Origin of the sequence: Acrocarpospora catenulata, from assembly GCF_018476525.1 — a bacterium.
Classification (GTDB): Bacteria; Actinomycetota; Actinomycetes; order Streptosporangiales; family Streptosporangiaceae; genus Acrocarpospora; species Acrocarpospora catenulata.
Window position 1 is genome coordinate 1 of record NZ_JAHCST010000112.1, and the last position, 10,839, is coordinate 10,839.

The window sequence follows — 10,839 nt, forward strand, 5'->3', positions numbered from 1 at the left end:
CGGGAGGACAACAAGGGTGGGCGGGTGGGAATCCCACGGCAACCAAGCTTCCGGCGTATTGGTCGGTGACCGTTGTGAGGTCATGTGGCCTGGTCAGGGGTGGTTGTGAGTCGGGGTGAGGTGGATGCGTGTCCGGGGGCGCTTCAGGTTCATCAGGCGGCTGATGGGGCGTTGGCGCGTGTTCGTGTGCCGGGGGGTGAGCTTTCTGTTGGAGGGCTGCGCGCGTTGGCTGCTGCTGCGGCTGAGGTGGGGGCTGGGGTCATTGAGTTGACGTCGAGGGCCAACGTGCAGGTTCGCGGGCTTCGTGATCCTGGGGAGTTCGCGGCGCGGATGGCTGAGGCGGGGTTGCTTCCGTCGGCGACGCATGAGCGGGTGCGTAACATTGTCGCCTCCCCGCTGACGGGGCAGGGTGGGCGAGGGCGACTCGATGTCCGTCCGCTGGTCGCCACGCTTGACGCGGCTCTTTGTGCGAGGCCGGGGCTGGCCCGGCTGCCGGGGAGGTTTCTGTTCGCCCTGGATGATGGCTCCGGCGATGTATCCGCTCTGGATGCCGATGTCACGATATTTCCGGACTTGGGTTCCATGGGGGTTCTGCTGGCCGGGGTGGATCATGGGATCCGGTGTCCGGTGGGCGGAAGCGTGGATGTCATGATCGCGGCGGCCGAGGCTTTCCTGGAGGAGGCGCAGGGGGCGTGGCGGTTAGGTGAAATCCCTGGCGGCCCAGACAGGATCGCCGCCCGCTTAGGTGCCACCACCAGCGGAACTCCCGTCGCGAGCGGGAAGCCTCTCGCGAGCGGGAAGCCCCTCGCGAGCGGGACGCCCCTCGCGAGCGGGACGCCTCTCACGAGCGGGAAGCCTCTCACGAGCGGTGATCAGGAGCCACCGATCGGGGTGATCCCCCTGAGGGACGGTTCGTCAGGGCTCGGCGTCATCGTCCCTCTGGGGAGGCTGTCGGCCGGTCAGGCAACAGCGCTCGCCGATACCGCCGTGAATGCGGTCAGGTTGACACCCTGGCGTGGAGTAGTCCTGCTCGAACTGAACGACGCGACATCCGCCGCGAAGACCCTCGCGAAGGCCGACCTCCCCAGCGACCCCCGTTCCCCTTGGGCCGGACTGAGCGCCTGCACCGGCCAACCAGGCTGCGCCAAGTCCCTGGCCGACGTACAGACCGACGCCCGCCAAGCGGTGGGTTTCGCCCAGGGCGAGCCCGTGCACTGGTCAGGCTGCGAGCGGCGTTGCGGCCGTCCGCGCGGCCGGGCCGTGGATGTGGTGGCCACCCCCGGGGGATACCGGGTGGAACGCGACGGCGTCCGCCGTACCTATACGGATGTGACGGACATGACGAGGAGTGCCCGATGACATACATCCGGGACGGCGCAGAAATCTACCGACAGTCATTCGCAACCATCCGCGCAGAAGCTGATTTATCAGGCATGCCGGAAGACCTGGCCCGAGTCGCGGTCCGCATGATCCACGCCTGCGGCATGGTCGACCTGGTACGCGACCTGGCCTGGTCACCAGGGGTGGCCAAGGCGGCGAGCACTGCATTACGCGCGGGAGCCCCGATCCTGTGCGACGCCCAGATGGTGGCCTCGGGAGTAACCCGAGCACGCCTGCCCGCCGAAAACGAGGTCCTCTGCACCCTGGCCGACCCCCGCGTACCGGAACTGGCCGAACAACTGGGAACCACCCGCAGCGCCGCCGCCCTGGAACTGTGGCGAGACCGGCTACCCGGCTCGGTGGTCGCCATCGGCAACGCCCCAACCGCCCTGTTCCGCCTACTGGAACTGGTGGACGAGGGAGCGGGACACCCAGCGGCAGTACTGGGCGTACCGGTCGGCTTCATCGGCGCGGCCGAGTCGAAACAAGCCCTGGCCGCACACGGCGGCCTGGAGTACCTGGTGGTCCACGGCCGCCGGGGCGGCAGCGCCATGACGGCCGCCGCGATCAACGCCATCGCCCGGGACGAGGAGTAAAGGTGACAGGACGGCTCTACGGCGTCGGACTCGGACCCGGCGACCCGGAACTGGTGACCGTGAAAGCGGCCCGGCTGCTCGGCGCGGCCGGAGTGATCGCCTACCACAGCGCCCGCCACGGCCGGAGCATCGCCCGCTCCGTCGCCGCCCCCTACCTGCGCGGCGACCAGATCGAAGAGGCGCTGATCTACCCGGTGACCACGGAGACCACCGGCCACCCCGGCGGCTACCAGGGCGCGCTCGACGATTTCTACGCGGCCTGCGCGATCCGCCTCGCCGAACACCTGGACGCCGACCGCGACGTGGTGGTGCTCTGCGAGGGCGACCCGCTCTTCTACGGCTCCTACATGCACCTGCACAAACGCCTGGCCCACCGGTACGAGACCGAGGTCGTCCCCGGGATCACCTCGGTCAGCGGGGCTTCGGCCGTACTCGGACGACCTCTGGTCGAACGCGACGAAACCCTGACGATCCTCCCCGGCACCCTGCCCACCGACACCCTGACCGGCCACATCGCCGCAGCGGATTCGGTGGCCATCCTCAAGCTGGGCCGCACCTTCGAAAAGGTACGGGACGCCTTCGCGGCGGCAGGACGACTGAACGAGGCGTGGTACGTCGAGCGCGCCACCACCGGCGGCCAGCGAGTGGCGCCACTGGCGGACGTGGACCCGGCCTCGGTGCCCTACTTCTCTCTGGCCCTACTGCCCAGCCCGGTCAATGCCGCGTTCCCCGCCATACCCCGCCAGGAACCCGCACCCGGCCCAGGCGAGGTGGCCGTAGTAGGGCTGGGACCGGCGGGCCGCCCCTGGCTGACCCCCGAGGCGCAGGACGCGCTGATGACCGCCGACGAACTGGTCGGTTACGGCCCCTACCTGGACCGCGTACCCCCCAATCCCCGCCAGAAGCGGCACGCCACCGACAACCGGGTCGAGGCCGAACGGGCGGCGCACGCGCTGGAACTGGCCCTGGGCGGTTCCCGGGTGGCCGTGGTCTCCTCAGGGGATCCCGGCGTGTTCGCGATGGCCAGTGCCGTACTGGAGGTGGCCTGTGAGCCCCGGTTCTCGGCGGTTCCGGTACGGATCGTCCCCGGGCTGACCGCCGCCCAGGCCGTCGCCGCCCGGGCGGGCGCGCCGCTCGGCCACGACTACTGTGTGTTATCCCTGTCGGACCAACTGAAACCATGGGAAGTGGTGGCGGACCGGGTCAGAGCAGCAGCCCAGGCCGACCTGGTGCTCGCCCTCTACAACCCCGCCTCCAGGACCCGGACCTGGCAGGTGGCGGCGACCCGCGACATCCTGCTCGCCCACCGCTCCCCCGGCACCCCTGTGATCATCGGCCGTTCGGTCGGCAGCCCGCAGGAGGAACTCCAGGTCACCACGCTCGCCGAACTGGACCCCAGCGCCGTGGACATGCGCTGCCTGCTCATCATCGGCTCCTCCACGACCCGGGTGGCGGCCCGGGGCCCCGGAGACGTCGTGTTCACCCCGCGCCGCTACCCGGCATGAGAGTCCTGATCATCGGCGGCACCGACGAGGCCAGACGACTCGCCGGGACGCTCCACGGCCGCTTCGAGGTGATCTCATCCCTGGCCGGACGGGTCAGCGACCCCCGCCTGCCGGTCGGCGAGGTCAGGATCGGCGGCTTCGGCGGCCCGGCCGGGCTGGCGGACTGGCTGCGCGCCAACGCCGTACATGCGGTGATAGACGCCTCGCACCCGTTCGCGGTACGCATGACGGCCTCCGCACTGGCGGCCACCACCGCGGCCGGGGTGCCGTTGCTGGTGCTGCGGCGGCCCGGCTGGACCCCCGTACCCGGCGACGACTGGCGGTGGGCGGCGGACCTGACCGAAGCGGCCGACCTGCTGCCAATGGTAGGAACCCGGGCGTTCGTCACCACCGGCCGCCGAAGCCTGGCGGTTTTCGCCCCGTTGAGTGAGGTCTGGTTCCTGGCCCGATCGGTGGACCCGCCCGAGCCGCCGCTCCCGCCGAAGATCGAGGTCCTGCTGAGCCGCGGGCCGTACACGGTGGACGGCGAAACGGACCTGCTCCGCCGCCACGCCATCGACGTCGTGGTCACCAAGGACAGCGGCGGCGCCATGACCGCCGCCAAGCTCACCGCCGCCCGGCGGCTGGGCCTGCCGGTCATCGTGGTACGCCGCCCGCCCGAACCGGCCGGCGTACCCGTGGTCGCCTCGGTCGATGAGGCGGTGGCCTGGTTGGGGGACCAGTGACCGGGCTGCGCCACGGCTGGACCACCGGCGCCTGCGCCACGGCGGCGACCACGGCCGCATACACGGCACTGCTCACCGGCGAGTTCCCCGACCCCGTGCGGATCACCCTGCCCAAGGGCAGAACCCCGGCCTTCGCCCTGGCCAGGGAGGCCACCGGGGACGGCTGGGCGATGGCCGCGATCGTCAAGGACGCCGGGGACGACCCGGACGTCACCCACGGCGCCCTGATCTCCGCCACCGTACGGCCCGGCGCGCCCGGCTCGGGCGTGACGTTCCGCGCCGGACCCGGGGTCGGCACCGTCACCAAACCCGGCCTCCCCCTGCCGGTCGGCGAACCCGCGATCAACCCGGTCCCCCGCCGCATGATGAGCGAGCACGTCGCCGAGGTGGCCGCCCGCCTCGGGGCGCCCGGCGACGTGATCGTGGAGATCTCCGTGGCGGGCGGCGCCGAACTCGCCAAGAAGACCTGGAACCCCCGCCTGGGCATCCTGGGCGGCCTGTCCATCCTGGGCACCACCGGGGTGGTCGTGCCCTACTCCTGCTCGGCCTGGATCGACAGCATCCGCCGCGGCGTGGACGTCGCCCGCGCGGCCGGCCACCGCCACGTCGCCGCCTGCACCGGCAGCACCTCCGAACAGGTCGCCACCACCCTGTACGGCCTGCCCGACGACGCCCTCCTGGACATGGGCGACTTCGCCGGGGCGGTGCTGAAATACCTGCGCCGTCACCCGATCCCCCGCCTGACCATCGTCGGCGGGGTGGGCAAACTCGCCAAACTCGCCGACGGCCACCTGGACCTGCACTCGGCAAGGTCCCAGGTCGATCCCGCCTTCCTGAGCGCCCTGGTGAGCTCGGCGGGCGGGTCCCCCGAGCTCGCCGCCCAGGTCGGGTCGGCCAACACCGCCCTGCACGCGCTGCGCCTCTGCCAGGAGGCGGGCCTGCCGCTCGGGGATCTGATCGCCGCGCGCGCGCACGGGACGGCGGCAGCCGTACTGGCGGGGGCGCCCGTGACGGTGGAAGTGCTGGTCATCGACCGGGCGGGGACGGTCGCCGGGCGGTATCCGGCGTGAGTCAGTCGCAGCCGTGGCGGCGGGCGACGGTGATCATCGCCTTGAGGACGCGGTAGCTGCCGGGGCTCGGGGGCAGCGGCGTACGGGCGGGCACCTGCAGGCCGTCCAGCAGGTAGCCGAGGTGGCGGCGCCAGGCGGTGGGGGCGTCGGCGGCGGTGCGTTCCAGCAGGCCGGCGTTGGCCATCAGGATGATCACGACATCCTCGTGCGAGAAGTCCGCGCGCAACCGGCCCGCCGCCTTGGCCCGCTCGATGAGCGTGGTCAGGCCCTCGTACGCGCGGGCGCGCAACTCCTCGACCTCCGGGTCATGGGAGGCGGTGGAGACGAGCAGGTCGGCCAGTGCCCGGTTCCCGGCCTGGAGCTCGCAGAGGAAGATCAGGTGGTTGGTGAAGGCCGTCCAGGGGTCGGGTTCCGCGATCGCGCGGTCGGTGGCCGCCACCACCTCGCCCAGGGTCTCCACGAAGACGGCCGCGATCAGGTCGCCCCTGGTGGGGAACCGGCGGTAGAGGGTGGCGTTGCCGACCTCGGCACGGCGGGCGATCTCGTCCAGCGGGGCGTCCAGGCCACGCTCGGCGAACACCTCCCGGGCGACCCTCACCAGCTGGGTCCGGTTCCGCTCGGCGTCCGCTCGCAGCCCCCGCATAAATCTCACAATACCCCCTACCCGGGGACGGCCCCCCATATATGCTCTCAAGTAGGGATAGGTCCCCAGTTAATGGAGGGTGAGTGTCGTGACACGTGCGTTTGCCGTGGCGGCGCAGGACGAGCAGCCGTCGATCCAGGAGGTTCCGGCCGGAGAGCCGGGACCCGGGCAGGTACTGGTGGCCGTGGAGGCCGCCAGCGTCAACGGCATGGATGCCGCCGTGGCGGCCGGATACATGTGGCAGTACCTGCCGCACGAGTTCCCGGTCGTACTCGGGCGGGACTTCGCCGGCACCGTCGCGTCCGTCGGGGAAGGGGTTACGGCCTGGCAGGCCGGGGACCGGGTGACGGGGGTGATCACCGCCATGGCCCTCGGCCCTGGCGCGATCACCGAACAGTACGTCGCAGCCGCCGACTCCCTCGCCCTCATCCCCGAGAAGCTGACCGCCGCCGAGGCCGCGGCGTCCGGGCTCGCCGGAGTGACCGCCGTCGACATGCTCGCCGCGCTCGCCCCGACCGCCGACGACGTGGTCCTCGTCTCCGGAGCGACCGGCGGCGTTGGCACGTTCCTGGTCCAGCTGCTCGCGGACACCGGCGCCACCGTCATCGCCACCGCCCGCCCCGGCGACGCCGACAGCTTCATCCGCGGCCTGGGCGCCCACCAGACCGTCGACCACTCCGGCGACCTCGCCGCCGCCCTCGCCGACACCCCCATCACCGCCGTGATACAGCTGGCCGGCGACCCCGCCGCGCTCGCCGCCCTCCTCCCGCCCGGCGGGCGCCTGATCTCTCCCCTGGGCGCCACCCTCGAACAGACCGGCCGCGACGACATCACCGTCACCGCCGTTCTGGCCGTGGCCACCCCCGACAAGATCGCTCAGCTCCTGACCGACGCCGCCGAAGGCCGCCTCGCGATCTCCATCGCTGGGACCCATCCCTTCGACCAGTCCACTCAGGCCCTGGCCGCCTTCTCCGCCCCCAAGCTGGGGAAAATCGTCATCACTGTTCCCTAAGGGAGGAACGTTCCATTTTGCGCCGGGTGGGTGGGGCACCGTCCACCCGGCGGACCCTAGCCCGGGTCGCGGACTCGGGCGTGGGAATAGAGGTGGCTGTCCGGAAAGGCGCCGGCGGTGAGCGCGTCGCCGACGATGATGACAGCGGTACGGGTGATTCCCGCCTGCCGGGTCTGGTGGGCGATGTCGGACAAGGTGCCGCGGAGGACGGTCTCGTTGGGGCGGCTGGCCCAGGCGACCACGGCCGCGGGGCAGTCGGGGCCGTAGGCCGGGGTCAGTTCGTCGACGACGGACTGGATGCGGTGGGCGGCCAGGTGGAGGACCATCGTGGCGCGGCTCTGGCTGAGGGTGGCGAGGTCCTCGCGCTCAGGCATGGGAGTGGCGCGCAGGGCGGTACGGGTGAGGATGAGGGTCTGGGCGACGCCCGGGACGGTCAGTTCGCGTTTCAGGGTGGCGGCGGCGGCGCTGAAGGCGGGGACGCCCGGGACCACCTCGTAGGGGATGTTCTCGGCGTCCAGGCGGCGCATCTGCTCGGCCACGGCGCTGAAGATCGAGGGGTCGCCGGAGTGCAGGCGGGCCACGTCCAGGCCGGACTCGTGGGCGGCGCGCAGCTCGCTCAGGATCTCGTCCAGGGTCAGGTTGGCGGTGTCGACCAGGCGGGCGCCTGGCGGGCAACCGGCGATCAGTTCTTCGGGGACGAGGGAGCCCGCGTAGAGGCAGACGGGGAGGCGTTCGATCAGTTTCTGGGCGCGTACGGTGATCAGGTCGGGTGCGCCAGGGCCCGCGCCGATGAAATAGACCGTCATGCTTCCTCAGGCTTGGTCGTGGACCAGATGGTGACCGGGAGTTGGGGGCGCCAGGTGGTGAAGCCTCCGATGGGAGCGGCGCGGTTGATGGAGATGCGGATGAGCTCGCCACCTCGTTGGGTGTGCCAGGTGGTGAGGAGGGCTTCGGATTCGAGGGTCACCGCGTTGGCGACCAGGCGGCCGCCGGGGCGGAGGGTGTTCCAGCATTGATCCAGCAGGCCGGGGGCGGTCAGGCCGCCGCCGATGAAGATGGTGTCGGGGGTGCCGTGCTCGGTGACGAGCGCCTGGATGATGTCGAGGGCTTTGGCGGTGATCACTTTGAGGGCGGGGGTGCCGAGTTTTTCGGCGTTTCTGGTGATTCGGGCTGATCGGGTGGGGTCGCGTTCGATGGCGATCGCGGAGGCTCGGGGGTGAGCGCGGAGCCACTCGATGGCGATGCTTCCCGCGCCGGCGCCGATGTCCCACAGGAGGCCGTTGCCGCCGAGCAGGCCGAGGGTCACCGCGCGGACCTCTCGTTTGGTCAGCTGGCCGTCGTGTTCGAACATCTCGTCAGGGAGGCCGCCTGCGCGAGGAAGCGCCTGGCCTGGGGCACACTCGATCGCGACGACGTTCAACGGATCGGCTTCCGTGCTTCCCCAGCCGGAAGCCGTCGTGCGGCGAATCCGTTCGTCAGCCGCGCCGAGGCGCTCAAGAACGTGGAACGCGCTGTCACCGAAACCGCTGCCAACCAGCAGTTCCGCCACAGCTCTGGGATCTGCGGCGCCCAGAACCAGGACGCGTTCGCCGGGTCGTAGAGCGGAGTTGAGCGTGGTCGGCGGGCGGTTGACCAGGCTGACGACCTCGGTACGATCCACCGGCCAGCCAAGCCGGGCGCACGCCAACGACACCGATGACGGCGCCGGCATCACCCTTATTTGCTCCGCCCCCAGCAAGCGCACCAGGGTTGACCCGATGCCGTGAAACATGGGATCCCCGCTGGCCAGAACACAGACTTTCCGCCCCTTGTACGCCTCCAGCAACCCAACTAATCCTGGAAGCATGGGCGACGGCCAGGGGACCCGCTCGGCCTCAGTCACGACCAATGCCAGCTGGCGGGTACTGCCCATCACCACCTCGGCCTCCTGGATCGCCCGCCGGGCCGCGACCCCGAGCCCTTCCCATCCGTCGGCTCCGATTCCGACGACTACCACTGGTCCGGCCGGGGGGACTGCTCCGGGTGTGTGGTCAGGCACGGGGGACGTTTCCGAGGGTTCTGGTGATCTTTATCTCGATTACCACGCGGTCGGGGTTGGGGCGAGGCTGGCGGTAGCGGACGGCGTAGCGGCGTTCGGCGTCGAGGATGGTGGCGGGGTCGTCGCGGATGATCGCGCGGCCTTCGAGAGTGGACCAGCGGCGGCCGTCGACCTGGCAGACGGCGACGGGGGCGCCTTCGGGGCCGGCGGCGCGGATGTGGGCAACCTTGCGTGAGGCGCCGTAGGTGATCACTCGGGCGATGTCGCCGTCGAGGGTGACGCCGACCGGGATGACGTGTGGGGTTCCGTCGGGGCGGATGGTGGTCAGTGTGCAGAGGTGCCGTTCTTTCCAGAACGCCTCGAATGTCATCGGCACTCCTCTACGAATCGCCGTGCCAGCGCCGGGCTTCCCGCCCAGTGCAGATGCAGATAGGACGCCAGCACCCGTCCCGAAGCGTATCCATCGGCTCCGTCGGTCCATCGCCAGACCGGATCGCTTGGTGATGTGCACACCGTGCGATGGAACTCATGGCCCCGGTAGCGCTCCCCCGCCTTCGTCACCACCGAATCCCGGACGGCTACCGCATTGCGGTAGCCCAATGTCAGGCTCGGCGTCATCTCGGCTTTGGCGTCGAGGATTCCGCACATCGGGTGTCCGTCGAGCTCCCGGCTCAGGTACAGCAACCCGGCGCATTCCGCCACGATCACGCCTCCACTGGCTGCGAACTCCTTCATTCGCCTTAGCAACATCTCGTTGCCGGACAAATCAGCGGCATATACCTCAGGGAATCCTCCGGGAAGGATCACTCCTCGTGTCCCTTCCGGTAGGTCCTCATCTCGCAAGGGGTCGAAACTCACCACCTCCGCCCCAGCCGCTACCAGCAACTCCGCCTGCTCCGCGTATCCGAAGGTGAAAGCGGATCCTCCGGCCACCGCGACTCGCGGTGCGCCCTGCGACTTTGAGGTCGATGATTCGGCGGGCAGAGGATCCGTCTCTGCGGCGTCGATCGCATCGGCGGGGTTCCAGGGGGTGGCGGTAAGTGGGCTGGTGTCGTTCGCCAAGGCGATGATGCCGGGTAAATCGCACGATGATTCGATCAAGGTCGCGAGGCTGTCGATTGCCTCACGGGCTTCGGCCCGGCGTTCGGCCGCGGGAATAAGACCGAGATGACGAGAGGGAGTGCTTGCACCGGACGCCCTCGGTATCACCCCAAGGACGGAGACCCCAGTCCCTTCAAGGGCTTCCCGGCACACTTCCTCATGCCGAGGAGAACCCACTCGATTAAGAATGACCCCCGCCAGCCGAACTCGCGTGTCATACGACGCAAACCCATGAACAAGAGCGGCAACCGACTGACCTTGCCCAGTGGCGTCAACGACCAGAACAACAGGCGCATCGAGCAACCGAGCAACATGCGCAGTCGAAGCAAAATCCCCCGCCCCCCGCATGCCATCATAAAGCCCCATAACACCTTCGACCACCGCGATATCCGCCCCCCGCGCCCCATGCAAAAACAGCGGAACCACCAACTCCTCAGCCGTAAGCCAAGGATCCAAATTACGTCCAACCCGCCCCGTAGCCAACGCATGATACCCCGGATCAATATAATCCGGCCCCACCTTATGCCCAGCAACCCGCATTCCCCGCCGCCCCAAAGCCGCCATCAACCCTGTAGCAACAGTAGTCTTCCCATCCCCCGACCCCGGAGCCCCAACAACCAACCGAGGAATCCTCACCGCCCACCGCCATTCCTACACAACACAAGTCCCTCAGACCCTCATCATGCTTCTGTTTACCCCCAACTTCCGCCGCGACAGCTGATTACCGCCTCTCGCACGGAAATTGATACCGTAAAACTCCCACCCACCC

At 69.7% G+C, this 10,839-nt stretch carries 11 protein-coding genes; 6 read left to right on the forward strand and 5 right to left on the reverse strand.

The features are described from left to right. The first annotated feature begins 120 nt into the window (after positions 1 to 120). Genes cobG through KIP79_RS45375 form a run of 5 tightly spaced genes read left to right on the forward strand, consistent with a single transcriptional unit; the run spans position 121 to position 5,276 of the window. A complete protein-coding gene (cobG, locus tag KIP79_RS45355; protein ID WP_308170244.1) occupies positions 121 to 1,359 on the forward strand; it encodes a precorrin-3B synthase in 1,239 nt (412 codons plus the stop codon). Beyond that, entirely contained in the window at positions 1,356 to 1,976 is a 621-nt protein-coding gene (locus KIP79_RS45360; RefSeq protein WP_214111281.1) for a precorrin-8X methylmutase, read from the forward strand. Before cobG ends, KIP79_RS45360 begins: the two co-directional genes overlap by 4 nt. 2 nt (positions 1,977 to 1,978) lie before the next feature. After that, positions 1,979 to 3,481 carry a precorrin-2 C(20)-methyltransferase gene (locus KIP79_RS45365; RefSeq protein WP_214111282.1) on the forward strand — a complete coding sequence of 501 codons (1,503 nt, stop codon included), beginning with the start codon at positions 1,979 to 1,981 and terminating at the stop codon, positions 3,479 to 3,481. After that, the gene (locus KIP79_RS45370; protein WP_214111283.1) at positions 3,478 to 4,206 is read left to right on the forward strand and encodes a cobalt-precorrin-6A reductase; all 729 of its coding nucleotides are present in this window, start codon (positions 3,478 to 3,480) and stop codon (positions 4,204 to 4,206) included. The genes KIP79_RS45365 and KIP79_RS45370 overlap by 4 nt, the downstream gene beginning before the upstream one ends. Beyond that, the gene (locus tag KIP79_RS45375) at positions 4,203 to 5,276 is read left to right on the forward strand and encodes a cobalt-precorrin-5B (C(1))-methyltransferase (RefSeq protein WP_214111284.1); all 1,074 of its coding nucleotides are present in this window, start codon (positions 4,203 to 4,205) and stop codon (positions 5,274 to 5,276) included. The genes KIP79_RS45370 and KIP79_RS45375 overlap by 4 nt, the downstream gene beginning before the upstream one ends. 1 nt (position 5,277) lies before the next feature. Here KIP79_RS45375 and KIP79_RS45380 read toward each other — a convergent pair whose 3' ends face one another. Continuing rightward, positions 5,278 to 5,919, reverse strand: coding sequence for a TetR/AcrR family transcriptional regulator (locus tag KIP79_RS45380; RefSeq protein ID WP_214111285.1), 642 nt, complete (start codon positions 5,917 to 5,919; stop codon positions 5,278 to 5,280). 88 nt (positions 5,920 to 6,007) lie between these two features. On the opposite strand from KIP79_RS45380, the gene KIP79_RS45385 reads away from it, so the two are divergent. Beyond that, positions 6,008 to 6,931: an NADP-dependent oxidoreductase gene (locus KIP79_RS45385; RefSeq protein WP_214111286.1), complete on the forward strand. Its 924-nt coding sequence runs from the start codon at positions 6,008 to 6,010 to the stop codon at positions 6,929 to 6,931. 56 nt (positions 6,932 to 6,987) lie between these two features. On the opposite strand, the gene cobM is transcribed toward KIP79_RS45385, so the two are convergent. The 4 genes from cobM to KIP79_RS45405 are packed head-to-tail and all read right to left on the reverse strand — an operon-like array spanning position 6,988 to position 10,691. Next, a complete protein-coding gene (gene cobM, locus KIP79_RS45390; RefSeq protein ID WP_214111287.1) occupies positions 6,988 to 7,737 on the reverse strand; it encodes a precorrin-4 C(11)-methyltransferase in 750 nt (249 codons plus the stop codon). Next, on the reverse strand, positions 7,734 to 8,969 hold the full coding sequence (gene cbiE, locus KIP79_RS45395; RefSeq protein WP_214111288.1) for a precorrin-6y C5,15-methyltransferase (decarboxylating) subunit CbiE: 1,236 nt from the start codon (positions 8,967 to 8,969) through the stop codon (positions 7,734 to 7,736). The genes cobM and cbiE overlap by 4 nt, the downstream gene beginning before the upstream one ends. Continuing rightward, on the reverse strand, positions 8,962 to 9,339 hold the full coding sequence (locus tag KIP79_RS45400) for a PPOX class F420-dependent oxidoreductase (RefSeq protein WP_214111289.1): 378 nt from the start codon (positions 9,337 to 9,339) through the stop codon (positions 8,962 to 8,964). Before KIP79_RS45400 ends, cbiE begins: the two co-directional genes overlap by 8 nt. Further along, positions 9,336 to 10,691, reverse strand: a complete 1,356-nt coding sequence (locus KIP79_RS45405) for a cobyrinic acid a,c-diamide synthase CobB (RefSeq protein ID WP_214111290.1) — start codon at positions 10,689 to 10,691, stop codon at positions 9,336 to 9,338. The genes KIP79_RS45400 and KIP79_RS45405 overlap by 4 nt, the downstream gene beginning before the upstream one ends. Positions 10,692 to 10,839: the final 148 nt, after the last annotated feature.